The sequence below is a fragment of the Klebsiella sp. YJ genome (assembly GCF_002108615.1).
Classification (GTDB): Bacteria; Pseudomonadota; Gammaproteobacteria; order Enterobacterales; family Enterobacteriaceae; genus Klebsiella; species Klebsiella planticola.
Genome location: NZ_MTEG01000032.1, coordinates 21,779 through 47,093, shown reverse-complemented (window position 1 = coordinate 47,093; position 25,315 = coordinate 21,779). Strand labels below are relative to the sequence as shown.

Below are 25,315 nucleotides of genomic sequence, written 5' to 3'. Positions count from 1 at the left end.
GATGGATTCGCAACGCAATCTTCTTATCATCGCTTTGTTGTTCGTGTCTTTCATGATCTGGCAAGCCTGGGAGCAGGATAACAATCCTCAGGCTCAGCAACAGACCACGCAGACAACGACCACAGCAGCGGGTAGCGCCGCCGACCAGGGCGTACCGGCCAGTGGCCAGGGGAAACTGATTACGGTAAAAACCGATGTGCTTGAGCTGACCATCAACACCCGCGGTGGTGATGTGGAGCAAGCGCTGCTTCCGGCTTATCCGAAAGCACTGAAGTCGACTGAACCGTTCCAGTTACTGGAAACCACGCCACAGTTTATCTATCAGGCTCAAAGCGGCTTAACCGGTCGTGATGGCCCGGATAACCCGGCTAATGGAGCCCGCCCGCTGTATAACGTCGATAAAGATGCGTTTGTGCTGGCGGAAGGCCAGAACGAAATCGTCATTCCGCTGACGTATACCGATAAAGCAGGCAACGTCTTCACCAAAACCTTCACGCTGAAACGCGGTGATTATGCGGTGAACGTGGGTTATAACGTGCAGAACGTTGGTGAAAAACCGCTGGAGATTTCTACCTTCGGTCAGTTGAAACAGACTGCCAACCTGCCAACCAGCCGCGATACCCAAACCGGTGGCCTGTCTACGATGCACACCTTCCGTGGTGCCGCGTACTCAACGTCGGAATCGAAATACGAAAAATATAAATTCGATACCATCGTCGATAACGAAAACCTGAACGTCAGCACCAAAGACGGTTGGGTGGCGATGCTGCAGCAGTACTTCACCACCGCATGGGTTCCGCATAACGCTGGTACCAACAGCTTCTACACCGCCAACCTCGGCAACGGTGTTGTCGCAATCGGCTATAAATCGCAGCCGGTACTGGTACAGCCGGGTCAAACCGACAAGCTGGAAAGCATTCTGTGGGTCGGTCCGGCCATTCAGGACAAAATGGCTGCCGTCGCGCCGCACCTGGATCTGACCGTCGACTACGGCTGGCTGTGGTTCATCTCCCAACCGCTGTTTAAGCTGCTGAAATTCATCCACAGCTTCCTCGGTAACTGGGGCTTCTCGATTATCGTTATCACCTTTATCGTTCGTGGCATCATGTACCCGCTGACCAAAGCGCAGTACACCTCCATGGCGAAGATGCGCATGCTGCAGCCGAAGATTCAGGCAATGCGTGAGCGTCTGGGCGATGACAAACAGCGCCAAAGCCAGGAAATGATGGCCCTGTATAAAGCAGAAAAGGTCAACCCGCTGGGTGGCTGCTTCCCGCTGATTATTCAGATGCCAATCTTCCTTGCGCTGTACTACATGCTGAGCGCCTCGGTTGAACTGCGTCATGCGCCGTTTATCCTGTGGATCCACGACCTGTCAGCGCAAGACCCGTACTACATCCTGCCGATCATCATGGGCGCGACGATGTTCTTCATTCAGAAGATGTCTCCGACCACCGTGACCGACCCGATGCAGCAGAAGATCATGACCTTTATGCCGGTCATCTTTACGGTGTTCTTCCTGTGGTTCCCGTCAGGTCTGGTGGTTTACTATATCGTCAGCAACCTGGTGACCATTATTCAGCAGCAGCTGATTTACCGTGGTCTCGAGAAGCGTGGTCTGCATAGCCGCGAGAAGAAAAAGAGCTGATACTCTGCTTAAGCCGCAGTAGAATCAATGCCAGAGAAGGCGGTCAATAGACCGCCTTTTTTACATTTACATAGAGAGTCATCATGAGCCATAACGACACTATCGTCGCCCAGGCAACCCCACCGGGACGCGGTGGTGTGGGCATCCTGCGCATCTCCGGCCTCAAAGCGCGCGACGTCGCGCAAGCGGTTCTCGGCAAGCTGCCAAAACCGCGCTACGCCGATTATCTGCCCTTTAAAGATACCGACGGCACGCCGCTGGATCAGGGTATTGCGCTATGGTTCCCCGGCCCGAACTCCTTTACCGGTGAAGATGTCCTGGAACTCCAGGGCCACGGCGGCCCGGTGATTCTGGATCTGCTACTGAAACGAATCCTGACGCTGCCCGGCGTGCGTATCGCCAGGCCCGGGGAGTTCTCTGAACGCGCATTTCTTAACGATAAGCTCGATCTTGCCCAGGCTGAAGCGATTGCTGACCTGATTGACGCCAGCTCCGAGCAGGCAGCACGCTCGGCGCTCAACTCGCTGCAGGGCGCCTTCTCTGCCCGGGTGAATCATCTGGTGGAAGCGCTGACCCATCTGCGTATCTATGTTGAAGCCGCTATCGACTTCCCGGATGAAGAGATAGATTTCCTCTCCGACGGTAAAATTGAAGCCCAGCTCAACGGCGTGATTGCCGATCTTGATGCCGTTCGCGCCGAGGCCCGCCAGGGCAGCCTGCTGCGAGAAGGGATGAAAGTGGTGATAGCCGGCCGCCCGAACGCCGGGAAGTCGAGCCTGCTGAACGCGCTGGCCGGACGCGAAGCGGCGATCGTGACCGATATTGCCGGAACCACCCGCGATGTGCTGCGCGAGCATATCCATATCGACGGCATGCCGCTGCATATCATTGATACCGCAGGACTCCGCGATGCCAATGATGAGGTTGAACGCATTGGTATTGAACGTGCCTGGCAGGAAATCGAGCAGGCCGATCGGGTACTGTTCATGGTGGACGGTACGACCACCCGCGCCGTCGACCCGGCGGAGATCTGGCCAGACTTTATCGAGCGTTTACCGGCGAAACTGCCGATTACCGTAGTCCGAAATAAAGCCGATATCACCGGCGAAACGCTGGGTATCAGTGAAGTGAATGGCCACTCGCTGATTCGGCTGTCGGCGCGAACCGGAGAGGGCATAGATGTCCTGCGCAACCATCTCAAGCAGAGCATGGGCTTCGATACCAATATGGAAGGCGGTTTCCTCGCCCGTCGTCGCCACCTGCAGGCGCTGTCAGAAGCCGCCAGCCATCTACAGCAGGGCAAAGCGCAGCTGCTTGGCGCCTGGGCCGGAGAGCTGCTGGCGGAAGAGCTGCGGCTCGCGCAGCAGGCGCTGAGCGAAATCACCGGCGAGTTTACCTCTGATGACCTGCTGGGGCGCATTTTCTCCAGCTTCTGTATCGGGAAATAACGCGGCATCACTGCGCATTGGTGAGCATGAACTAACCTGCATCAACATAATGTTTATGCAGGTTTTTTTATTTCTCTGGCAGGGGGTTTTCCCTTTAACCTCACGATCCCACCGACGCAAGGTTGCTTCCTGTAACGTGGCATCATTAAATGTCATGACCCTCCCACAGCAGGATAACGTCATGACTTCTGATTACACCGTTATCGAGACCGTCCCGTCGGCAGAGGATTTTTGCCGTTTACGCCTTATTGCCGGCATGTCCCCGCGCCCGCTGGAGGGCGTGAAGGCCGGGTTGCCGCGCAGCTGCTATGGCGTGCATATCCTCTGGCAAGGCGTTCCCGTGGGCATGGGGCGCATCGTCGGTGATGGCGCGGTGAATTTCGACATCGTCGATGTGGCGGTCGATCCGGCGCACCAGGGGAAAGGGCTGGGAAGAGTCATCATGGAAAAGATCGTCAGCTGGCTGGACGCTAACGCCTGCCAGGGCGCCTATGTCACGCTGGTCGCCGACGTCCCCGGGCTGTACGCGAAGTTTGGGTTTACCCCGGTGCGCCCGGCCAGCGAAGGAATGGCCAGAGTCTGGTAGTTTATCGCAGAACGCAACGAGGGTTTTTCCTCTCAGGAAATCATTGTTGTCCAAATGGCAACTCGTACTGCCGCGCAATAGCCATTACTCTGTACGCCTCTATTCTCGCGGGGGTCTTATGGCACGCTTTCTTATCTGCAGTTTTGCGCTGGTTTTACTCTATCCATCCGGCATCGATATGTATCTGGTGGGTTTGCCGCGTATTGCGCAGGACCTCGGCGCCAGCGAAGCACAGCTGCATATTGCGTTCTCGGTTTACCTTGCGGGCATGGCCGCCGCGATGCTGTTTGCCGGCAGAGCAGCCGATAAATCCGGGCGTAAACCGGTCGCCATTTTCGGTTCGACGACATTTATTCTGGCTTCGCTGCTCTGTGCGCACGCGCAGACCAGCGATCTCTTCCTCGTCGGGCGTTTTATCCAGGGCATCGGGGCGGGGAGCTGTTATGTCGTCGCTTTCGCCGTGCTGCGCGATACGCTCGACGATCGTCGTCGCGCCAGGGTGCTGTCGCTGTTAAATGGCATCACCTGCATTATCCCGGTCCTGGCTCCCGTTCTGGGTCACCTGATTATGCTGAAATACCCGTGGCAGAGCCTGTTCTACACCATGACCGGCATGGGAGTGATGGTCGGCCTGCTCTCGGTCTTTATGCTGCGGGAAACGCGGCCGGCAGCCCCTTCGCATACTCTCGCCGGGCAGAAAAATGCCACGGAATCCCTGCTGAACCGCTTTTTCCTCAGCCGTATCGTCATTACGACCCTCAGCGTAACGGCGATCCTCACCTACGTTAACGTCTCCCCGGTATTGATGATGGAAGAGATGGGGTTCGATCGCGGACAATATTCGATGGCGATGGCCTTAATGGCGCTGGTCAGCATGACGGTGTCGTTCTCAACGCCCTTTGCGCTCACCCTGTTTAAACCGCGGACGTTGATGCTGACGTCACAGGTCATGTTCTTTACGGCCGGGACTTTGCTCAGCCTTGCCACCAGCCAGACGGTAACTATGCTGGGTCTGGCGCTGATTTGCGCTGGCTTCTCAGTGGGCTTTGGCGTTGCTATGAGCCAGGCCCTGGGGCCCTTTACCCTGCGTGCCGGGGTTGCCAGCTCGGTACTGGGCATTGCTCAGGTTTGCGGCTCTTCGCTGTGGATTTGGCTGGCCGCCATCATCGGGTTAAGTGCCATGAATATGCTGATCGGGATTCTCATTGGCTGTAGCATAGTGAGTATTGTTCTGATTCTGGCCGCTTCCTCTGTTCGGGCTGCGCAACATAATGAAGAAATCCCTGTCGAGTCTCGATCTTAATTTATTACTCTGTCTGCAGCTTCTGACCCAGGAGCTCAGCGTCACCCGCACGGCGAAACGCATGAACGTTTCGCCGTCGGCGGTGAGTAAATCATTAGCTAAACTGCGTACCTGGTTTGACGATCCGCTATTCGTCAAAACGCCGCTCGGTCTGTCGCCGACGCCATTGATGACCAGCATGGAGCAGGATCTGGCGGACTGGATGCAGATGGGCAACCAGATCCTCGATAAACCCCACCACATCATGCCGAGCGGTCTGAAGTTTGAACTGGCGGCGGAAACACCGCTGCTGATGATCCTGTTTAATTCGCTGTCGCAGCAAATCTACCAGCGCTATCCCCAGGCGCTAATTCGCCTGCGCAACTGGGACTACGACTCGCTGGACGCGATCATTCGCGGTGAGGTCGATATCGGCTTTTGCGGACGTGAAACGCATCCGCGTTCACGGGAGCAGCTCAGCCAGCTGCCGTGGTATATCGATTTTGAAGTCCTGTTTACCGACCTGCCTCAGGTCTGGCTGCGCGCGGATCACCCGGCACTCGACGAAGAGTGGAATCTGGAGACCTTTTTACGCTATCCGCATATCAATATCAGCTGGGAACAGAGTGATACCTGGGCGCTGGATGACGTTCTCCACGAGCAGGGGCATAAACGTACCGTTGCGTTAACGCTGCCGGGATTTGAACAATCGCTGTTTATGGCCGCCCAGCCGAATCACACGATGCTGGCCACCGCGCCACGTTATTGCCATCACTATAACCGGCAGCACCATCTGCCGCTGGTGTCGCGGCCGCTTCCGCTGGAGCCGCTATTGCTGGAAAAAACGCGGGTGCCCTTTACCCTGCTATGGCACAAACGCAACAGCGACAACCCGAAGATAGTCTGGCTCAGAGAAACGTTTAAGCGGCTCTATGCGGACCCCCTCTGACGTGATTTCTCCTGCCATCCCCGCCTGACTGCGCAAGAAATTGTAAAAATCGCGCAAATCCCTTTTCAAGGGGGGATTTCCGCATTAAAACCTATCAATACCAGGTGATAATAGATCCCCACAACTTTTTCTCTGACCATTAATCACGGAGCGACGAATGGCAACGCATTTTGCAAGAGGGATACTCAGCACCAGGGAGCCGCTATCGACACGACTGTCCGCGGCCTGTCATCAATCCGCACAGCGCCTGCCAGAATACCGACAGGCCCGCTATCGCGCATCACGTTCACTGCTCGCCGAACTGTTGTTTATGCTGTATGGCATTAGTGAGCTCCCCGAAATCATCAGCGAAGATAACGGCAGGCCCGTTTTTCGCGATCCCCACCTGCCCCGATTTTCCATTTCCTATGCCGGAAACATTGTCGGCGTGAGCTTGACGACGGAAGGTGATTGCGGACTGGATATGGAGCTTCAGCACGCCTCACGCGGCGTCCACCCGCTGCACGATGCCAACCGCTACGTGTTCAACAGCAATGAGAATTTATGGATTAACATCCAGCACGACCCTGACGAAGCGCGCGCCCAGCTGGTGGCGCTGCGCCGGAGCGTGCTGAAGTTAACCGCTGAAGCGCCCGTTCGTCTGCAGCTGCTACCCGGCGCGGGCCGACTGCGAACCACCAACATGCAGCCTGTTGAAGCCCTGTGCGATGCGGAAACGATACTGGTCTGGTCGATTGCCGCCACGCCGGCCATCGGCCCGCTTAAAGTCTGGGAATACAATTGTCAGGAAGGCTGGCGTAGTCTGCCGGACGCACAGATGCGAGCAAAGGAGTCCTCTGCCCGTCTGATGCGCTTTACCAGCCTGCCCATAGAAAAAGCACTCTCCCTCAACTGACCGGTCTGTCCGGCCATCATGATGCAAAGGAGCAATCATGTCTGATACGTTGAAAGTTGTTACGCTACTCGGAAGTCTGCGCAAGGGGTCTTTTAATGGCATGGTTGCACGCACCCTGCCTGGCATTGCGCCGGCGGGCATGGAGATCGTCGCGCTGCCATCGATTGGCGACATTCCGTTATATGACGCGGATATCCAGCAGGAAGACGGGTTTCCGCAAAGCGTGCAGGATATTGCACAACAGATTCGCGAAGCCGACGGCGTTGTTATCGTTACGCCTGAATATAACTATTCCGTTCCAGGCGGCCTGAAAAATGCCATTGACTGGCTGTCGCGCCTGCCTGAACAACCGTTGTCCGGCAAACCGGTCCTGATTCAAACCAGCTCCATGGGCGCAATTGGCGGCGCGCGCTGCCAGTATCACCTGCGTCAAATTCTGGTGTTCCTCGATGCGATGGTGATGAACAAGCCTGAGTTTATGGGCGGCGTGATTCAGAACAAGGTCGATCCGCAATCGGGAGAGGTGGTCGATCAGAGCACGCTCGACCATTTAAGTGGGCAGCTGAGCGCCTTTGCCGAGTATATTCAGCGAGTAAAAGCGTAAAAAAAAGCCCGGCATCGCTGCCGGGCTTTTTCATTATGCACGACATGCACGACGCTTAGTGCGCATCGATAAACACGATTTTCAGTACGAACAGCAGCGAGACGATAATCACGCACGGGCTGAGGTCGCGCAGGCGACCGGTACCAATCTTCATCACGCAGTAAGAGATAAAGCCTAACGCAATCCCCTCGGTAATCGAGAAGCTGAACGGCATCATCACCGCCGTCACAAAGGCCGGCACCGCTTCCGTCAGGTCGTCCCACTTCACGCGCGACAGGCTGGATGTCATCAGTACGCCCACATAGATCAGCGCACCTGCTGCGGCATACGCCGGCACCATGCCGGCCAGCGGCGACAGGAAGATCACCAGCAGGAACAGAATCCCCACCACCACCGCCGTCAGACCGGTACGTCCGCCCACGGAAACACCGGAAGAGGATTCGATATAGGCGGTCACAGACGAGGTGCCGATAAAGGACCCTGCCACCGATGAGATACTGTCAACAAACAGCGCCTGCTTCATCCGCGGGAATTTGCCTTTTTCATCGGCCAGGCCGGCTTTGTCGGTCACGCCGATCAGAGTTCCGGAGGAGTCGAACAGGTTGACCAGCATAAAGGAGAAGATGATACCCGCCAGACCGAGATTAAAGGAGCCGGCCAAATCAACATGGCCAATCACCGATGTAATGCTCGGCGGAGCGGAAACAATACCGGTGTAGTGAACATCACCCAGAATCCAGCCCAGCAGCGTCGTAACGATGATGGAGACCAGTACCGCAGCATGAATGTTACGGGAAGCGAGAATAGCGATAATAAAGAAGCCGAGAATCCCCAGCAGCACGCTGTGGGAGGTCAGGTTGCCGATGCTCACCAGGGTGTCTTTGTTTGCGACAATCACGCCGGCATTTTTCAGCCCCATCATGCCGATAAACAACCCAATACCGCTGGTGATCCCCACGCGCAGGCTGACGGGAATATTGGCGATCATCCAGTAACGTACGCGGAAAATAGTCAGCAGCAGCAGACCAACGGCGCCCCAGAAAATAGCCCCCATCCCCACCTGCCACGGCAGCCCCATCGCCTGGACGACGACAAAGGCGAAGAAGGCATTCAGCCCCATTGCCGGCGCCAGCGCAACCGGCAGGTTAGCAAACAGCCCCATCAAAATACTACCGAAGGCGGCGATAAGACAGGTCGTCACAAAGACAGCGCTGGTATCCATACCCGCTACGCCAAGAATTTGTGGGTTAACGAAAACAATGTAGACCATTGTCAAAAAGGTGGTGAAACCTGCTATCGCTTCGGTACGTGCCGTCGTGCCGTGTTCACGTAGTTTGAATACGCGCTCCAGCAGACCCTGGCCAGAAGACTGGCTGGTTTGTTGTTGACTCATTATCGGTTTCCGAACAAAAGGAGGGAAAATTCGTCGCTATCCTATACCAAAATGCGACACCGGGGGCAGTTGTATGGTAATTTTTTTCATTGAATTTGCTTATACGGCAACGATTGCGTCTTGTGAATAGGCAGGACGAAAACGTTAACTTGTTAAAATGGAAACGGCATGTCCCAAATAGAAGCCCTGTTTTTTGACTGCGACGGCACGCTGGTCGACAGCGAAGTGACCTGTTCCCGCGCCTATGTTCACATGTTCAAAGCGTTCGGCATTACCCTGGATTTAGACGAGATTTTTAAGCGTTTCAAAGGCGTAAAGCTCTACGAGATCATTGATACCATCAACGAAGAGCACGGCGTTAATCTACAAAAACCAGAGCTCGAACCCCTCTACCGCGCCGAAGTCGCGCGCCTGTTTGATTCTGAACTGGAAGCGATTGCAGGAGCGGAAACGCTGCTGGATGCGGTCAGCGTGCCAATGTGCGTGGTCTCTAACGGCCCGGTCAGTAAAATGCAGCACTCGCTGGGAAGAACCGGCATGTTGCGCCATTTTCCCGACCGACTGTACAGCGGTTACGATATTCAGCGCTGGAAACCCGATCCGGCACTGATGTTCCATGCAGCAAAGGCCATGAACGTTAACGTCGAAAACTGCATTCTGGTGGATGATTCCAGCGCAGGCGCTCAGTCCGGGATTGAGGCAGGAATGGAAGTCTTTTACTTCTGCGCCGACTCGCACAACAAACCGATCGATCATCCAAAAGTGACGACCTTTACTGATTTGGCACAGCTGCCCGCGCTGTGGAAAGCCCGTGGATGGAATATTACGCGTTAATGAAAAAAGCCGGATAGCGCTAGCGCTTATCCGGCCTACAGGATCCGTGGTGTTAAAGGCCCGGTAAGCATAGCGCCTCCGGGCATTTTACGGCGGATCACTCTTTCGGGTCTTTACCCGCCAGCAGCTTATCCAGCTCATCGCCACCAACGTGGCGGAAATCCTGGCCTTTGACGAAGTAGAAAATATATTCGCAAATATTCTGGCAGCGGTCGCCGATACGCTCGATAGAACGGGCGCAGAACAGCGCGGTCAGCACGCTTGGAATCGTACGTGAATCTTCCATCATATAGGTCATCAGCTGACGCACGATGCCCTCATATTCCTGATCCACCTTCTTATCTTCGCGATAGATACGCACCGCCTCATCGAGATCCATGCGAGCGAAGGCATCCAGCACGTCATGCAGCATCTGCACGGTATGACGCCCCAGCGATTCCAGGCTCACCAGCAGCGGCTGGTGCTGCTGGGAGAACTTCTCCAGCGCGGTACGGCAAATTTTATCCGCCACGTCACCGATACGTTCCAGCTCGGCGATAGTCTTGATAATTGCCATGACTAAACGCAGATCGCTGGCGGTTGGCTGACGCTTGGCGATGATACGCACGCAGGCTTCATCAATGGCCACTTCCATCATGTTGACCTGCTTATCGCCGTCAATCACGCGTTTTGCCAGATCGCTGTCCTGATTGTGCATCGCGGTGATGGCATCAGACAGCTGCTGTTCCACCAGCCCACCCATGGTCAACACCTGAGTGCGGATATACTCCAGTTCTGCATTGAACTGGCCAGAAATATGTTTGTTAAGATTTAGGTTGTCCATGGTGTCTCCTGAATGCCCAACGGGTTAAATCCTGTGAAAGCAGAAGGGCAATCAACCGTAGCGGCCAGTAATATAATCTTCAGTTTGTTTCTTCGCGGGCTTGGTAAACAGATCGTCCGTGTTACTGAATTCAATCAGCTCGCCAAGATACATAAATGCCGTATGGTCTGAACAACGCGCAGCCTGCTGCATGTTGTGGGTAACGATAACGACGGTGTAGTCCTGTTTCAGTTCGGTGATCAGCTCTTCAATGCGCCCGGTGGAGATCGGGTCCAGCGCTGAACACGGTTCATCCAGTAACAGCACTTCCGGACGAATCGCGATACCGCGCGCGATGCACAGACGCTGCTGCTGACCGCCGGAGAGAGAATATCCGCTCTGATGCAGTTTATCTTTGGTTTCGTTCCATAATGCGGCTTTGGTCAAGGCCCACTGCACGCGCTCGTCCATATCGGCACGCGACAGCTTTTCAAACAGGCGAACGCCAAAGGCGATATTGTCATAAATCGACATCGGGAACGGCGTCGGCTTCTGGAAAACCATACCGACTTTGGCACGCAGCAGAGCGATATCCTGAGTATTGGTCAGAATATTATCGCCATCCAGCAGGATTTCGCCTTCCGCACGCTGCTCCGGGTAGAGCTCGAACATCTTGTTGAATGTCCGCAGCAGGGTCGATTTACCGCAGCCTGACGGGCCGATAAACGCCGTAACCTGGTTTTTGGTGATATCCAGGTTGATATTTTTCAGGGCATGGAATTTTCCGTAGTAGAAGTTCAGGTTACGAACTGAAAGTTTACCCGGGGTCGCATTCGCCATACTCATCAATCTCTTCCTCATTCGGCGCCGCATTTCGCCGCGCCGCAAAAATTAACCGTGTTTATTCTTCGCGAAAACCACGCGCGCCAGAATGTTCAGCAGCAATACGCACAGGGTGATAAGCAGTACCCCGGCCCATGCCAGTTGCTGCCACTCCGCGAACGGACTCATGGCAAATTTGAAAATGGTCACCGGCAGGTTGGCAATTGGCTGCATCATATCGGTGCTCCAGAACTGGTTGGAGAGCGCAGTGAACAGCAGCGGCGCCGTTTCACCGGCGATACGCGCGATAGCCAGCAGGATCCCCGTCATGATGCCGGACACCGAGGCCTTCAGGGTGATGGCAGAAATCATTTTCCACTTCGGCGTACCCAGCGCATAGGCCGCTTCACGCAGGCTGTCCGGCACCAGTTTCAGCATATTCTCGGTGGTACGAATCACGATAGGCACCTGCAGCAACGCCAGGGCGATAACCCCAGCCCAGCCGGAGAAGTGCTGCATCTGCGCAACCACGATGGTGTAGACGAACAAACCCACGACGATGGACGGCGCGGAAAGCAGGATATCGTTAATAAACCGGATCACTTCCGCCAGCACAGACTTACGCCCGTATTCCGCCAGATAGATACCCGCCATAATGCCTAGCGGCGTACCGAAAACCGTCGACCACAGGATCAGCAGGCCGCTGCCCGCCAGGGCATTCGCCAGACCACCGCCCGCGGTGTTCGGCGGCGGCGTCATTTCGGTAAACAGCGCCAGACTCATGCCATCAATACCGCGGGTCACGGTGGACATCAGGATCCAGATAAGCCAGAACAGCCCGAAGACCATGGTTCCCATTGACAGGGTCAGGGCGATACGGTTTTTCAGCCGGCGTTTAGCCTGCATCTTACGACGCGATTCAGCCAGCTCTGTGCTGGTTTGCAATTCAATCGTTGCCATTAGCGCGCCCCCTCACTCTTCGCCAGACGCATCACCATAAACTTCGATGCGGCCAGAACAATAAAGGTAATCACAAACAGAATCAGCCCCAGCTCCATCAGCGCCGCCACATGCAGCCCGGTTTCCGCTTCGGCAAACTCATTCGCCAGGGCGGAAGTAATACTGTTCCCCGGCATATACAGTGAAACGCTATCCAGCTGGTAGGTGTTGCCGATAATGAAGGTCACCGCCATGGTTTCCCCCAGCGCGCGCCCCAGACCGAGCATCACGCCGCCGATAACCCCGTTCTTGGTAAATGGCAGGACGATACGCCAGATAACCTCCCAGGTCGTACAGCCGATACCGTAGGCCGACTCTTTCATCATCACCGGCGTTTGTTCAAACACATCGCGCATGACGGCGGCGATGTACGGAATAATCATGATGGCCAGAATAACGCCCGCCGCCAGAATACCGATACCAAATGCCGGACCGGCAAACAGCGCCCCGACAAACGGAATCGTCGACAGGACGTTGCCCACCGGCTCCTGAAAGTAGGTAGCAAACAGCGGGGCAAAGATAAACAGGCCCCACATGCCGTAAACGATACTTGGGATGGCCGCCAACAGTTCAATGGCGATACCAAGAGGGCGTTTCAGCCAGGCAGGGGAGAGCTCCGTCAGGAACAGCGCGATACCAAAGCTCACCGGAACGGCGATCAGCAACGCAATAAATGAGGTCACCAGCGTGCCATAGATAGGCACCAGCGCACCGAAAATTTCGTTGGGCGCATCCCACTCTTTGGTCCACAAAAAGGAAAAACCAAACTTCTGAATGCTTGGCCATGAAGAGATGATGAGGGAAACGATGATGCCGCCCAGCATCAATAGCACAATCAGCGCCGCCAGTTTGACCAGCACGCCGAAAATTATGTCACCCTTTTTCCCCGGAGGGTTAAATGCCGGCTTGGTTGCAGCCATAGATTACTCTTTAAGTTCGGGCCCGAAAGGCCAGTATTTTACTGACCTTTCGGGCAAAGGTAATGCTATACACATCATCCTTTAAGCTGCCACTGGCGGACAGCTTAAAGTCTGGCGGTATTTAGTACAGCGCTTTACCGCTGCTGTCTTTCACGTTGGTTTTCCATGCAGCGCGAACCTGCTCAACCACGCTTTCCGGCAGCGTTGCGTAATCCAGTGCGTTGGCTTCTTTACTGCCATTTTTGTACGCCCAATCGAAGAACTTCAGCACTTCAGCAGTCTGTTCTGGTTTGGTCGTGGCTTTGTGTACCAGGATAAAGGTGGTTGAGGTGATCGGCCATGCATTCTCACCTTTCTGGTTAGTCAGATCCTGTGCGAAGGATTTGCTCCAGTCGATACCTTTAGCCGCGTTAGCGAAGTTATCTTCCGTCGGGCTGACCGGCTTGCCATCTGCGGAAAGCAGTTTGGTGTAGGCCAGGTTGTTCTGCTTCGCATACGCGTATTCTACGTAACCAATGGAGCCCGGCAGACGTTGAACGAAAGCGGCGATGCCGTCGTTACCTTTACCGCCAAGACCGGTCGGCCAGTTAACGGTAGAACCCGCGCCAATCTTAGATTTCCACTCTTCGTTCACTTTCGCCAGGTAGCTGGTGAACACGAAGGAAGTACCGGAACCATCGGCGCGACGAACCACGGCGATGTTCTGAGACGGCAGCTTCATACCCGGGTTGAGTTTAGCGATCGCTTCGTCATCCCACTTTTTAATTTTGCCCAGGTAGATATCACCCAGAGTTTTACCGTCCAGAACCAGCTCACCCGACTTCACGCCAGGCAGGTTGATTGCCAGAACCACGCCACCGATAACGGTCGGGAACTGGAACAGGCCTTCCTGAGCCAGTTTGTCATCGGCCAGAGGAGCATCAGAAGCACCGAAATCGACGGTGTTAGCAATAATTTGTTTTACACCACCGGAAGAGCCAATGCCCTGGTAGTTCACTTTATTGCCGGTTTCTTTCTGATAGGTATCAGCCCATTTGGCATACACCGGTGCAGGGAAAGTTGCGCCCGCGCCAGTCAGGCTTGCAGCTGCAAATGCAGAGAAAGCGCTCATCGATAAGGTCGCGGCGACAACTGTTGCGACGGTGGTACGCATAACGTTCATAATGTCTCCTGCTGGATTCGTAAATCGTTGTTTCGAGGCTATGGTGAGCAAAATAGGACAAAGAGGTGACAGTAAAATGTACGAATTATTACAGTTTTATGACACTCAAAAGGACAGCCGACTGGTGAAAATAAAAACAATATAAATCATACTGTTAATTATTTAAGTGACCGTAAGATTGCAGAAAAATTTTCTTTTTATGACACTTAAAATCGTAGTCGAAGATGACGGTTTGTCATAAACCCGCGCAGCGGCATTTTTCACCAGAGCACTGAAAAACGATCGCCGGAAATAAAAAAAGGGCCGCCGGATGGCAGCCCTTTGTCTGATGCGTGTTGGCTTATTCTACGGTGACCGATTTCGCCAGGTTACGCGGTTGGTCGACGTCAGTGCCTTTAATCAGCGCAACGTGATAGGCCAGCAGCTGCAGCGGCACGGTGTAGAAGATCGGCGCAATCACCTCTTCAACATGCGGCATTTCAATAATGTGCATATTGTCGCTGCTGTTGAAACCCGCCTCGCCATCGGCAAAGACATACAGCTGGCCGCCACGCGCGCGAACTTCTTCAATGTTGGATTTCAGCTTCTCCAGCAATTCGTTATTCGGCGCAACGACGATCACCGGCATTTCAGCGTCAATCAGGGCCAGAGGACCGTGCTTCAGCTCACCGGCCGCATAGGCTTCCGCGTGGATATAAGAGATCTCTTTCAGCTTCAGCGCCCCTTCCAGCGCGATCGGATACTGATCGCCACGGCCAAGGAACAGCGCATGGTGCTTATCGGAGAAGTTCTCGGCCAGCGCTTCAATACGCTTATCCTGCGACAGCATCTGCTCAATACGGTTCGGCAACGCCTGCAGCCCATGAACGATATCATGCTCGACGGCGGCATCCAGACCTTTAAGGCGCGCCAGTTTTGCCACCAGCAGCAGCAATACGGTCAGCTGAGTGGTAAAGGCTTTGGTCGAGGCCACGCCGATCTCAGTGCCCGCTTTGGTCATCAGCGACAAATCGGACTCGCGGACCAGAGAAGAACTCGCCACGTTACAAATAGCCAGCGATCCGAGGTAGCCCAGCTCTTTTGACAGACGCAGCGCGGCCAGCGTATCCGCGGTTTCACCGGACTGGGAAAGCGTGATCATCAGGCTGTTGCGACGCACCGCCGATTTGCGATAGCGGAATTCAGAGGCGATTTCCACATCGCACGGCACGCCCGCCAGCGCTTCAAACCAGTAGCGAGAAACCATGCCGGAGTTATACGAGGTGCCGCAGGCTACGATCTGGATATGTTCAACCTGAGACAACATTTCATTCGCATGCGTGCCCAGCTCGCTGAGATCCACTTCGCCATGGCTGATGCGCCCGGTGAGGGTGTTTTTGATCGCATTCGGCTGTTCGTAAATCTCTTTTTGCATGTAGTGACGGTAGGTGCCTTTGTCGCCTGCGTCGTACTGCAGATTAGATTCGATCTCCTGACGTTTCACCTGCACGCCTTTGGTATCGAATACGGTCACGCTGCGGCGAGTCACTTCCGCGATATCGCCTTCTTCGAGGAAGATAAAGCGACGGGTAACCGGCAGCAGAGCCAGCTGATCGGATGCAATAAAGTTTTCCCCCATACCCAGGCCGATAACCATCGGGCTACCGGAACGCGCTGCCAGCAGCGTTGACGGGTCACGGGAATCCATGATCACCGTACCGTAGGCGCCGCGAAGCTGAGGAATGGCTCGCAGTACCGCTTCACGCAGCGTGCCGCCCTGCTCCAGCTCCCAGTGCACCAGGTGAGCAATCACTTCGGTGTCAGTTTCAGAGACGAAGGTGTAACCACGCGCTTTCAGCTCTTCGCGCAGCGGTTCGTGGTTTTCGATGATACCGTTATGGACCACCACAATGTGTTCAGAAACATGCGGATGCGCGTTACCTTCAGACGGCTCACCGTGCGTTGCCCAGCGGGTATGGGCAATCCCCGTACCACCGTGTAACGGGTGCTCTTCTACCGCCTGAGCCAGCATCTGGACTTTACCGAGACGACGAACGCGGGACATATGCCCTGCGTTATCAACCACTGCCAGACCGGCAGAGTCATATCCACGGTATTCCAGACGACGTAAACCTTCGAGAAGGATTTCAGCAATATCACGCTGCGCGACTGCGCCAACAATTCCACACATAGTTAAATTTCCTGATAATGGCGTTATGCCATGCGTTGTCGCTGACCTGTATTTGCCCGCGTTACGGGCGCCCCGAGCCTTGTAGAGAGTGGGGTTATTTTTATGGTACTGCCTGCGGACGGGGACCTATATTGATCCTCTCATCCTGGTTCGCCGGGCGGTTTCCCCCCCGGCGACAATCCAAACATTACGTCTTCTTCACCGGACGCTGCCAGCCCTGTTTATGGACCTGCGGCACACGGCTTAAAACCAGTTCGTTGTCGGCAATATCGCGCGTGACCGTCGTACCGGCGGCAATCGTGACGCCGTTACCCACGGTCACCGGCGCCACCAGCTGAGTGTCGGAACCGACAAACACATCGTCGCCGATAATGGTTTTGAATTTATTTGCACCATCGTAGTTACAGGTAATGGTACCGGCGCCGATATTCACGTTGTCGCCGATTTCCGCGTCGCCGAGGTAGGAAAGATGACCTGCCTTCGAGCCTTTACCCAGTCGCGCTTTTTTCATTTCTACGAAGTTGCCAACATGCGCGCCTTCCAGCAGTTCGGCGCCAGGACGCAGGCGCGCGAACGGACCGATGGTGCAGGCAGCCTGCAGATGAGCATCTTCCACAACCGAATACGGGCTGATCTCACAGTCATCGCCAATGGTGCTGTTTTTGATCACGCAGCCTGCGCCGATCTTCACGCGTTCACCCAGAACCACGTTGCCTTCGAGGATAACGTTAGTATCAATCTCCACATCGCGCCCATGTTTCAGGGTACCGCGGAGATCAAAACGCGCCGGATCGCGCAGCATCACGCCTGCCAGCAGCAGTTTTTCCGCCTGTTCGGATTGATAAACGCGCTCCAGACGCGACAGCTGCAGGCGGTTGTTTACCCCTTCAACTTCGCTTAAGCGCTGCGGATGAACGGCAACGATTTCACGCCCTTCCTGATACGCCATGGCGATAATATCGGTGATGTAGTATTCACCCTGCACATTGTTGTTCGTCAGCTTCGCCAGCCAGCGTTTTAAATCCGCCCCACCAGCGATCAAAATACCGGTGTTAATTTCCTGAATCTGACGCTGCGTATCGCTGGCATCTTTATGCTCCACGATGCCGGTAACCTGACCGTTTTCACGCGTAATGCGACCATATCCGCTCGGATCGTCCAGCTTCACCGTCAGCAGGCCAATGCCGCCCTGTGGCTTCGCCGCGCGCAGGCGTTGTAGCGTATCAACGGAAATCAGCGGAACATCGCCGTACAGCATCATGATGTCTTCATCATCATGGAAGAACGGTGCCGCCTGTTGCATGGCATGGCCGGTACCGAGCTGTTCAGCTTGCAAGACCCAGTTAAGATTATCTTCATGCAGCGTCTGGCGCAGTAGATCGCCACCGTGCCCGTACACCAGATGTACGGCCGAAGCACCGAGATCTTTAGTCGCATCAATAACATGCTGCACCATTGGCTTCCCGGCCAGGGAGTGCAGCACCTTAGGAAGATCGGAATACATGCGGGTCCCTTTGCCTGCGGCAAGGATAACCACGCTCATCGCACTGTTTGACATACGCATCCTGACAACAATTAGAACGAAAAGTAAAAGCCTTTCACGTTGAAATATCTACATATTTTTCATCATGAAACGAGACGAGGATAAAACGCCCTGGCTCAACGATATACACCATTTTATGGTGCTCTTTTTCACCGCTGCAAATAAGTTTATCTCCTAAAAACGCGCATAAGGGAGATAAATCCCTGCTATCTCACTGCTTTTCCTGTTTTTTTGACACCTGAATAAAGCAAGGTAATAAAATAAAACACAGTTTCAATATTCGTTAATTGTGACGCAACAAATAGAAACACCATTTCATTATTATGATAATGCTGCTCAATAATTACCCAGGAGACAAAAATGAATAAAAAAATACCTTTGGCATTAGCCCTTTGCAGCACAATTATCGCATTACCGCTGCAGGCTGACGAGCAGCATGTCTGGCGAGGCATCGCTTTTGGTCAATCAACTGACGTGAATTTTTCCTCCAACGTACTGCCGGAAAAAATCGGCGTTAACGATGTAACGATAGCAGGAAAAAAACTGGCTCCGCAGGATGTTGCCAATCTCCAGGCTCCTGTCACCATTGAGAGTCGGGGCGGAAAAATAGCCAACTCGCACGACGGTCTGACCTTCTTTTATACTGAACTACCGGCCCGACAGAATTTCATCCTGCAGGCCACGGTGACGGTGGATCAATTTGGTCCGGAAAATGGCGCCCTTCCGGCAGCACAGGAGGGCGCAGGGCTGCTGGTTCGCGATGTTATCGGCCATCCGCGGCAGCAGCCTTTAGTGGTTGGCTACGAAGAGTTTCCGGCAGCATCCAATATGGTCATGAACGCGATTATGACCCAGGATAAAAAAGATCGCTCGCGCGTCAAACTTCAGGCCATTACCCGGGAAGGGATCGCGCAACCGTGGGGAAACGCAGGTTCGACTATCAACCGGCTGAGTTATAAAGAGAATATCGATCTTAAGCAGACACCGGACTTCCAGCTCAGACTCGAACGTACCAACGAGGGATTTGTCACATCATGGGCGCCCGTCGGCAGCGATAAGTGGGTGAGTCAAAAAGTGCCTCATGCCGATCTGATCACGCAACAGGATAAAGACAATTACTACGTTGGCTTTTTTGCTTCTCGTAACGCCAAAATCACCGTCAGCCATGCATCTCTGGTGACATCCCCGGCAAATATCGTTGCTTCGCAGCCCTATGTTGCCAAAACCTGGCCGGTGGTGATGCAAATCGCCTCAGGCGTACAAAGCCAGAGCGCAGATTACGTATTGCAGGCCCGGGCCAGTGACGACGGCGATTTCACTGTTCGTCAGGATGAGGTGACGATTGGGATGAATAAAAAGGTCAAAGCCGGTGAGATGTTTACTCAACCCGCGACGCTCAAAGAGAACAGTACCTTTGAAATTGTTTTTACTCCCGCCAGCGGCCAAAAACCCATTACGCAAAGCCTGACGGTTGAACGCAACCAGCGTGTTGAAGGGAACACGCTGCATGTCTCCCCTGAGGGGCAGTCTGACGCGAAAGGGACGCTGGATTCTCCGCTCGATCTCTCCACCGCGGTCGATTTGTTGCCTCCGGGCGGAAAGATTATCTTAGCCGCCGGGGATTATCCGCAAACGATGATTCCGCTTCAGGCCAGCGGGCTCAGAGAAAAGGTAAAAACGCTGCAGGCCAACGGCAAGGCGGTTATTCATGGCCTGCTGCTGGATGCCAACTACTGGCATATCAATGGCATCTCGATAACAGACAAAAGCCTGCGCATACAGGGTAGCCATAACCTGATCGAGAACGTCACGGCCTACAAAAACGAGGATACCGGGATCCAGATATCCTCCCCGGACAAAACAGGTCGCCCACTATGGGCCAGCTACAATCGGGTCGTGAACTCTGAATCCTACGGCAATGAGGATCCCGGTAAGATTAACGCCGATGGTTTCGCGGTAAAAATGCGGGTAGGGGAAGGTAATCGTCTGGAAGGTTGCTACTCACACGACAATATCGATGACGGATTCGACCTGTTTAACAAAATCGAAGACGGCGCCAATGGCGTTGTGGTGATCGAGAATTCAATTGCCCGCAATAACACCAGTAACGGTTTTAAACTCGGCGGGGAAGGGCAGCCGGTTGCCCACGAAATACGTAACAGCATTGCTATCGGTAACCATCTGGATGGGTTTACCGATAATTTCAATCCCGGCAAGCTGGTAGTGGTCAATAACGTCGCGGTAGATAACCAGCGCTTTAACTATCTCTTCCGCCCCAGCCCATACGGTAAGCCAGAGACTCAAGGCGATTTCAGCGACAACCTGTCACTGCGCAGCCAGCCCGGAAAATATGATGATGCCGTTGTCGGGAATATTAAAGATAACAACTACTTTATTCGCGGCGGGAAAAGCGTCAATGCAGAGGGGAAGACCATTCTGAGCGCCGATTATCAAACCCTGGCGCTACCGGATCCGCTGCTGCGTCATGCCGATGGCAGTTTTGCTACCGGAGACTTTCTCAACCGTCGATAGCAAGGGCGTCTTGCGCTTTATCCGGCTGAGAAAACACAAAGGCCGCCCTCGGGCGACCTTTTTCGTTCTGCTTCACACCGCATGTGTTGTCGTTTTCGTTAGCGGTACAGCGCAAATGCAGAGAGGTTGGCGACTTAGTGATTGAAGGTACCGAAAGTGACGTTCATAGCACTGAAGAAAGCGATGATTTTGTTAAGCAGTTTCATGATGACTTCCTGGATAAAGAATGTGTTCTGGTAGATTTGTTTTGTGACTCACATCACAAAAACAAGTCTACGCTTCATTTTTTAACCGATCAACAGAAATGAGATGCTCGTCACAAAAAATTAAAATGCCATTTTAGTTTTGATAAATATGAAACGAAGCCATAAAAAAAGCCAGCCTGGAAACCAGACTGGCTTTTTAACTTTCAAGCCGGTGTTACATCGCTTTTTTGGTCAACTCGATAACGCGCAGTTTGGCGATCGCTTTGGCCAGTTCCGCGGACGCCTGAGCGTAATCCACGTCGCCGTGAGAGCTGTTAATGTGCTCTTCCGCTTTACGCTTCGATTCCAGGGCTCGCGCTTCGTCGAGATCCTGGCCACGAATTGCCGTATCAGCCAGAACGGTCACGCTACCAGGCTGCACTTCAAGAATGCCGCCGGACAGATAGATAAACTCTTCATGACCGTGCTGTTTAACGATGCGAATCATACCAGGCTTAATGGCGGTGAGCAGCGGTGCGTGACCCGGGTAAATACCCAGTTCACCTTCACTACCCGTTACCTGGATTTTCTCGACCAGACCGGAGAACATTTGTTGCTCCGCGCTGACGACGTCCAGGTGGTAAGTCATTGCCATATCACCCTCCGATTAAGGCGTTAAAGTTTTTTGGCTTTTTCCACGGCTTCGTCGATAGAACCGACCATGTAGAACGCCTGCTCTGGCAGGTGATCGTATTCGCCTTCCATGATGCCTTTAAAGCCACGGATGGTGTCTTTCAGGGAGACGTACTTGCCCGGAGAACCGGTAAATACTTCTGCCACGAAGAACGGCTGGGACAGGAAGCGCTGAATCTTACGTGCGCGAGCTACCACCAGTTTGTCTTCTTCAGACAGTTCATCCATACCGAGGATGGCGATGATGTCTTTCAGTTCCTGATAACGTTGCAGCAGGGACTGTACGCCACGTGCGGTGTCATAGTGTTCCTGACCCACAACCAGCGGATCCAGCTGACGGCTGGTGGAGTCCAGCGGGTCAACGGCCGGGTAGATACCCAGAGACGCAATCTGACGGCTCAGTACCACGGTTGCATCAAGGTGAGCAAAGGTGGTGGCTGGTGACGGGTCAGTCAAGTCATCCGCAGGGACGTATACGGCCTGTACGGAAGTGATAGAACCGGTTTTGGTGGAGGTGATACGTTCCTGCAGAACACCCATCTCTTCCGCCAGGGTCGGCTGATAACCTACCGCTGAAGGCATACGACCCAGCAGTGCGGATACTTCAGTACCGGCCAGGGTATAACGATAGATGTTATCGACGAACAGCAGAACGTCACGACCTTCGTCACGGAATTTCTCAGCCATGGTCAGGCCGGTCAGAGCAACGCGCAGACGGTTTCCCGGCGGCTCGTTCATCTGGCCATAAACCAGGGATACTTTATCCAGAACGTTGGAGTCGGTCATTTCGTGGTAGAAGTCGTTACCCTCACGAGTACGTTCACCGACGCCCGCAAACACGGAGTAACCGGAGTGCTCGATCGCGATGTTACGGATCAGCTCCATCATGTTTACGGTTTTACCTACGCCCGCACCACCGAACAGACCTACTTTACCGCCCTTAGCGAACGGACACATCAGGTCGATAACTTTGATGCCGGTTTCCAGCAGTTCCTGAGAACTGGACAGCTCTTCATAAGACGGAGCTGCGCGGTGAATAGCCCAACGCTCTTCTTCGCCGATGTCGCCTTTCATATCGATCGGCTGACCCAGCACGTTCATGATACGACCCAGCGTTGCTTTACCAACCGGGACTTCGATCGGGTGCTCAAGGTCTTTAACTTCCAGACCACGACGCAGACCGTCAGAAGAACCCATGGCGATAGCACGTACGATACCACCGCCGAGCTGCTGCTGAACTTCCAGCACCAGGCTCTCATTACCATTCTGTACCTCAAGAGCATCGTACACGCGCGGTACGGCATCCTGAGGGAATTCGACGTCAACCACGGCGCCGATTACCTGGACAATTTTTCCAGTAGCCATCTTGAATCCTCTACGAATTAACCTGGTTATACCGCGGATGCACCACCGACGATCTCGGTGAGTTCCTGAGTAATGCTGGCCTGACGAGCTTTGTTGTATACCAACTGCAGCTCTTTAATCAGGCTGCCGCCATTATCGGTTGCGGCTTTCATCGCCACCATACGTGCGGCCTGCTCGCTGGCCAGGTTTTCTACCACGCCCTGATAAACCTGGGACTCGACATAACGACGCAGGAGGGTATCCAGCAGCGCTTTCGGGTCTGGCTCATACAGATAATCCCAGGATTTACGCTTCAGCTCAGCATCTTCTGATGCCGGTAACGGCAGCAGCTGAGTGATGGTCGGAGTCTGGGACATGGTATTAATAAATTTGTTGCTGACAACGTACAGCTTGTCCAGACGGCCTTCATCATAGGCCTGCAACATCACTTTTACCGGGCCGATCAGTTCGGACAGCGATGGGTTATCTCCCATGCCAGTCACCTGGGCGACAATATTGCCACCGACGGAACTAAAGAAAGATACGCCTTTAGAGCCGATCATTGCGATGTCGCACTGAACGCCTTTATCGGACCATACTTTCATATCTGCCAGCACTTTCTTGAACAGGTTAATGTTCAAGCCGCCGCACAGACCACGGTCGGTCGACACCACCAGGTAGCCCACGCGTTTAACGTCGCGTTCTTCCAGGTACGGGTGCTTATATTCCAGATTACCGTTTGCAAGGTGACCAATCACTTTGCGCATGGTATCTGCATAAGGACGGCTGGCCGCCATGCGCTCCTGCGATTTACGCATTTTGGAAGCGGCGACCATTTCCATCGCTTTAGTGATCTTTTGCGTGTTCTGGACGCTTGCGATCTTACTACGTATCTCTTTTGCGCCGGCCATGAACTTCTCCTCAATGCCTTGCGGCCTGCCCTAAGGCAAGCCGCCAGACTTTACCAGGACTGGGTTGCTTTAAAGGAGTCGAGGATGCTTTTCAGCTTGCCTTCGATCTCGTCGTTATAGCCACCGGTCTGGTTAATCTCTTGCATCAGCGGAGCGTGGTCACGGTCAACGTAAGCCAGCAGAGCGGCTTCGAAGCTACCGATTTTCGCCAGTTCCACATCTTCGAGGTAACCGCGTTCAGCAGCAAACAGGACCAGACCCTGCTGTGCTACAGACATCGGTGCATACTGTTTCTGTTTCAGCAGCTCGGTTACTTTCTGACCATGGCTCAGCTGTTTACGGGTTGCTTCATCCAGATCGGATGCGAACTGAGAGAACGCAGCCAGTTCACGATACTGTGCCAGCGCGGTACGGATACCACCGGACAGTTTCTTGATGATCTTGGTCTGAGCAGCACCACCAACACGGGATACGGAGATACCCGGGTTAACCGCAGGACGAATACCAGAGTTAAACAGGTTGGTTTCCAGGAAGATCTGACCATCGGTAATGGAAATTACGTTGGTCGGAACGAACGCAGAAACGTCACCCGCCTGGGTTTCGATAATCGGCAGTGCGGTCAGGGAGCCGGTTTTACCTTTGACTTCACCTTTGGTGAATTTCTCAACGTATTCCGCGTTAACGCGGGATGCGCGCTCCAGCAGACGGGAGTGGAGGTAGAACACGTCGCCCGGGAATGCTTCACGTCCTGGCGGACGACGGAGCAGCAGGGAAACCTGACGGTAAGCAACGGCCTGTTTAGACAGGTCATCGTAAACGATCAGCGCATCTTCACCGCGGTCACGGAAGTATTCGCCCATTGCGCAACCGGCATACGGCGCCAGGTATTGCAGTGCAGCAGATTCAGAAGCGGTCGCCACGACAACGATTGTGTTGGACAGCGCGCCGTGCTCTTCCAGTTTACGTACCACGTTAGAAATGGTGGACGCTTTCTGGCCAATAGCTACGTACACGCACTTGATGCCGGAATCACGTTGGTTGATGATCGCATCGATTGCCATCGCGGTTTTACCGGTCTGACGGTCACCGATGATCAGCTCACGCTGGCCACGGCCGATTGGAATCATGGCATCGACGGATTTGTAACCGGTCTGTACCGGCTGATCGACGGACTGACGTTCGATAACGCCCGGAGCGATAACTTCGATTGGCGAGAAGCCATCGTGCTCAACCGGACCTTTACCGTCGATAGGTGCACCCAGGGTGTTCACCACGCGACCCAGCAGGCCACGGCCAACCGGAACTTCAAGGATACGGCCAGTACATTTAACCTTCATGCCTTCGGCGAGGTCAGCGTACGGACCCATTACTACTGCACCTACGGAGTCGCGCTCCAGGTTCAGTGCGATAGCGTAACGGTTACCCGGCAGGGAAATCATCTCACCCTGCATACAATCGGCCAGGCCGTGGATGCGGATAACACCGTCACTGACGGAAACAATAGTACCTTCGTTGTGAGCTTCGCTCACCACATTGAACTGAGCAATGCGCTGCTTGATCAGTTCGCTGATTTCGGTGGAATTCAGTTGCATG

21 protein-coding genes are annotated in these 25,315 nt (G+C 54.1%); 9 read left to right on the top strand and 12 right to left on the bottom strand.

The window, feature by feature from the left end:
- Window position 1 precedes the first annotated feature (1 nt).
- The 7 genes from yidC (at window position 2) to BV390_RS25800 (ending at window position 7,412) form a co-directional block, all read left to right on the top strand.
- On the top strand, window positions 2-1,648 hold the full coding sequence (gene yidC, locus BV390_RS25830; RefSeq protein WP_032690168.1) for a membrane protein insertase YidC: 1,647 nt from the start codon (window positions 2-4) through the stop codon (window positions 1,646-1,648).
- Window positions 1,649-1,731: 83 nt separating this feature from the next.
- Window positions 1,732-3,096 (top strand): tRNA uridine-5-carboxymethylaminomethyl(34) synthesis GTPase MnmE, encoded by a 1,365-nt coding sequence (gene mnmE / locus BV390_RS25825; protein WP_064384771.1) that lies wholly within the window; start codon window positions 1,732-1,734, stop codon window positions 3,094-3,096.
- A 181-nt stretch (window positions 3,097-3,277) separates the two neighbouring features.
- Window positions 3,278-3,682 (top strand): GNAT family N-acetyltransferase, encoded by a 405-nt coding sequence (locus BV390_RS25820; RefSeq protein WP_032690166.1) that lies wholly within the window; start codon window positions 3,278-3,280, stop codon window positions 3,680-3,682.
- A gap of 118 nt (window positions 3,683-3,800) precedes the next feature.
- Window positions 3,801-4,985, top strand: coding sequence for an MFS transporter (locus BV390_RS25815; protein ID WP_032698485.1), 1,185 nt, complete (start codon window positions 3,801-3,803; stop codon window positions 4,983-4,985).
- Entirely contained in the window at window positions 4,954-5,913 is a 960-nt protein-coding gene (gene yidZ / locus BV390_RS25810) for an HTH-type transcriptional regulator YidZ (RefSeq protein WP_032690164.1), read from the top strand. Before BV390_RS25815 ends, yidZ begins: the two co-directional genes overlap by 32 nt.
- Window positions 5,914-6,223: 310 nt before the next feature.
- The gene (locus BV390_RS25805) at window positions 6,224-6,808 is read left to right on the top strand and encodes a hypothetical protein (RefSeq protein ID WP_181890566.1); all 585 of its coding nucleotides are present in this window, start codon (window positions 6,224-6,226) and stop codon (window positions 6,806-6,808) included.
- A gap of 37 nt (window positions 6,809-6,845) precedes the next feature.
- Window positions 6,846-7,412 carry an NADPH-dependent FMN reductase gene (locus tag BV390_RS25800; protein WP_032690162.1) on the top strand — a complete coding sequence of 189 codons (567 nt, stop codon included), beginning with the start codon at window positions 6,846-6,848 and terminating at the stop codon, window positions 7,410-7,412.
- A 55-nt stretch (window positions 7,413-7,467) separates the two neighbouring features.
- Here BV390_RS25800 and BV390_RS25795 read toward each other — a convergent pair whose 3' ends face one another.
- Window positions 7,468-8,805, bottom strand: coding sequence for an NCS2 family permease (locus tag BV390_RS25795; RefSeq protein ID WP_004869195.1), 1,338 nt, complete (start codon window positions 8,803-8,805; stop codon window positions 7,468-7,470).
- A gap of 168 nt (window positions 8,806-8,973) precedes the next feature.
- Here BV390_RS25795 and yieH point away from each other — a divergent pair, with 168 nt between their 5' ends.
- The gene (gene yieH / locus BV390_RS25785) at window positions 8,974-9,639 is read left to right on the top strand and encodes a 6-phosphogluconate phosphatase (RefSeq protein WP_085397470.1); all 666 of its coding nucleotides are present in this window, start codon (window positions 8,974-8,976) and stop codon (window positions 9,637-9,639) included.
- A 97-nt stretch (window positions 9,640-9,736) separates the two neighbouring features.
- On the opposite strand, the gene phoU is transcribed toward yieH, so the two are convergent.
- The 7 genes from phoU to glmU form a co-directional block, all read right to left on the bottom strand.
- Window positions 9,737-10,462 (bottom strand): phosphate signaling complex protein PhoU, encoded by a 726-nt coding sequence (gene phoU / locus BV390_RS25780; RefSeq protein WP_004869199.1) that lies wholly within the window; start codon window positions 10,460-10,462, stop codon window positions 9,737-9,739.
- Between the two features lie 51 nt (window positions 10,463-10,513).
- Window positions 10,514-11,287 (bottom strand): phosphate ABC transporter ATP-binding protein PstB, encoded by a 774-nt coding sequence (gene pstB / locus BV390_RS25775; protein WP_004869200.1) that lies wholly within the window; start codon window positions 11,285-11,287, stop codon window positions 10,514-10,516.
- A 45-nt stretch (window positions 11,288-11,332) separates the two neighbouring features.
- A complete protein-coding gene (gene pstA / locus BV390_RS25770) occupies window positions 11,333-12,223 on the bottom strand; it encodes a phosphate ABC transporter permease PstA (protein WP_032690160.1) in 891 nt (296 codons plus the stop codon).
- Window positions 12,223-13,182, bottom strand: a complete 960-nt coding sequence (gene pstC / locus BV390_RS25765) for a phosphate ABC transporter permease PstC (protein WP_004869204.1) — start codon at window positions 13,180-13,182, stop codon at window positions 12,223-12,225. The genes pstA and pstC overlap by 1 nt, the downstream gene beginning before the upstream one ends.
- A 121-nt stretch (window positions 13,183-13,303) precedes the next feature.
- On the bottom strand, window positions 13,304-14,344 hold the full coding sequence (pstS, locus tag BV390_RS25760; protein WP_032690159.1) for a phosphate ABC transporter substrate-binding protein PstS: 1,041 nt from the start codon (window positions 14,342-14,344) through the stop codon (window positions 13,304-13,306).
- 340 nt (window positions 14,345-14,684) lie between these two features.
- Window positions 14,685-16,514 carry a glutamine--fructose-6-phosphate transaminase (isomerizing) gene (gene glmS, locus BV390_RS25755; protein WP_032690158.1) on the bottom strand — a complete coding sequence of 610 codons (1,830 nt, stop codon included), beginning with the start codon at window positions 16,512-16,514 and terminating at the stop codon, window positions 14,685-14,687.
- 187 nt (window positions 16,515-16,701) lie between these two features.
- The gene (gene glmU, locus BV390_RS25750; RefSeq protein ID WP_032690157.1) at window positions 16,702-18,072 is read right to left on the bottom strand and encodes a bifunctional UDP-N-acetylglucosamine diphosphorylase/glucosamine-1-phosphate N-acetyltransferase GlmU; all 1,371 of its coding nucleotides are present in this window, start codon (window positions 18,070-18,072) and stop codon (window positions 16,702-16,704) included.
- A 345-nt stretch (window positions 18,073-18,417) separates the two neighbouring features.
- Here glmU and BV390_RS25745 point away from each other — a divergent pair, with 345 nt between their 5' ends.
- Window positions 18,418-20,589, top strand: a complete 2,172-nt coding sequence (locus tag BV390_RS25745) for a right-handed parallel beta-helix repeat-containing protein (RefSeq protein ID WP_085397469.1) — start codon at window positions 18,418-18,420, stop codon at window positions 20,587-20,589.
- 420 nt (window positions 20,590-21,009) lie between these two features.
- Here BV390_RS25745 and BV390_RS25740 read toward each other — a convergent pair whose 3' ends face one another.
- The 4 genes from BV390_RS25740 to atpA are packed head-to-tail and all read right to left on the bottom strand — an operon-like array spanning window position 21,010 to window position 25,314.
- On the bottom strand, window positions 21,010-21,429 hold the full coding sequence (locus BV390_RS25740) for a F0F1 ATP synthase subunit epsilon (protein ID WP_004869216.1): 420 nt from the start codon (window positions 21,427-21,429) through the stop codon (window positions 21,010-21,012).
- Between the two features lie 20 nt (window positions 21,430-21,449).
- Window positions 21,450-22,832, bottom strand: a complete 1,383-nt coding sequence (gene atpD / locus BV390_RS25735; protein WP_004869217.1) for a F0F1 ATP synthase subunit beta — start codon at window positions 22,830-22,832, stop codon at window positions 21,450-21,452.
- A gap of 26 nt (window positions 22,833-22,858) precedes the next feature.
- Window positions 22,859-23,722: a F0F1 ATP synthase subunit gamma gene (atpG, locus tag BV390_RS25730; RefSeq protein ID WP_004869218.1), complete on the bottom strand. Its 864-nt coding sequence runs from the start codon at window positions 23,720-23,722 to the stop codon at window positions 22,859-22,861.
- Between the two features lie 50 nt (window positions 23,723-23,772).
- Entirely contained in the window at window positions 23,773-25,314 is a 1,542-nt protein-coding gene (atpA, locus tag BV390_RS25725; protein ID WP_004869219.1) for a F0F1 ATP synthase subunit alpha, read from the bottom strand.
- Window position 25,315 lies beyond the last annotated feature (1 nt).

What these genes read in the sequence shown, in the direction of transcription:
- yidC (WP_032690168.1), top strand. Translation starts at nt 2, where the DNA reads ATGGATTCGCAACGCAATCTTCTTATCATCGCTTTGTTGTTCGTGTCT.
- mnmE (WP_064384771.1), top strand. Translation starts at nt 1,732, where the DNA reads ATGAGCCATAACGACACTATCGTCGCCCAGGCAACCCCACCGGGACGC.
- BV390_RS25820 (WP_032690166.1), top strand. Translation starts at nt 3,278, where the DNA reads ATGACTTCTGATTACACCGTTATCGAGACCGTCCCGTCGGCAGAGGAT.
- BV390_RS25815 (WP_032698485.1), top strand. Translation starts at nt 3,801, where the DNA reads ATGGCACGCTTTCTTATCTGCAGTTTTGCGCTGGTTTTACTCTATCCA.
- yidZ (WP_032690164.1), top strand. Translation starts at nt 4,954, where the DNA reads ATGAAGAAATCCCTGTCGAGTCTCGATCTTAATTTATTACTCTGTCTG.
- BV390_RS25805 (WP_181890566.1), top strand. Translation starts at nt 6,224, where the DNA reads ATGCTGTATGGCATTAGTGAGCTCCCCGAAATCATCAGCGAAGATAAC.
- BV390_RS25800 (WP_032690162.1), top strand. Translation starts at nt 6,846, where the DNA reads ATGTCTGATACGTTGAAAGTTGTTACGCTACTCGGAAGTCTGCGCAAG.
- BV390_RS25795 (WP_004869195.1), bottom strand. Translation starts at nt 8,805, where the DNA reads ATGAGTCAACAACAAACCAGCCAGTCTTCTGGCCAGGGTCTGCTGGAG.
- yieH (WP_085397470.1), top strand. Translation starts at nt 8,974, where the DNA reads ATGTCCCAAATAGAAGCCCTGTTTTTTGACTGCGACGGCACGCTGGTC.
- phoU (WP_004869199.1), bottom strand. Translation starts at nt 10,462, where the DNA reads ATGGACAACCTAAATCTTAACAAACATATTTCTGGCCAGTTCAATGCA.
- pstB (WP_004869200.1), bottom strand. Translation starts at nt 11,287, where the DNA reads ATGAGTATGGCGAATGCGACCCCGGGTAAACTTTCAGTTCGTAACCTG.
- pstA (WP_032690160.1), bottom strand. Translation starts at nt 12,223, where the DNA reads ATGGCAACGATTGAATTGCAAACCAGCACAGAGCTGGCTGAATCGCGT.
- pstC (WP_004869204.1), bottom strand. Translation starts at nt 13,182, where the DNA reads ATGGCTGCAACCAAGCCGGCATTTAACCCTCCGGGGAAAAAGGGTGAC.
- pstS (WP_032690159.1), bottom strand. Translation starts at nt 14,344, where the DNA reads ATGAACGTTATGCGTACCACCGTCGCAACAGTTGTCGCCGCGACCTTA.
- glmS (WP_032690158.1), bottom strand. Translation starts at nt 16,514, where the DNA reads ATGTGTGGAATTGTTGGCGCAGTCGCGCAGCGTGATATTGCTGAAATC.
- glmU (WP_032690157.1), bottom strand. Translation starts at nt 18,072, where the DNA reads ATGTCAAACAGTGCGATGAGCGTGGTTATCCTTGCCGCAGGCAAAGGG.
- BV390_RS25745 (WP_085397469.1), top strand. Translation starts at nt 18,418, where the DNA reads ATGAATAAAAAAATACCTTTGGCATTAGCCCTTTGCAGCACAATTATC.
- BV390_RS25740 (WP_004869216.1), bottom strand. Translation starts at nt 21,429, where the DNA reads ATGGCAATGACTTACCACCTGGACGTCGTCAGCGCGGAGCAACAAATG.
- atpD (WP_004869217.1), bottom strand. Translation starts at nt 22,832, where the DNA reads ATGGCTACTGGAAAAATTGTCCAGGTAATCGGCGCCGTGGTTGACGTC.
- atpG (WP_004869218.1), bottom strand. Translation starts at nt 23,722, where the DNA reads ATGGCCGGCGCAAAAGAGATACGTAGTAAGATCGCAAGCGTCCAGAAC.
- atpA (WP_004869219.1), bottom strand. Translation starts at nt 25,314, where the DNA reads ATGCAACTGAATTCCACCGAAATCAGCGAACTGATCAAGCAGCGCATT.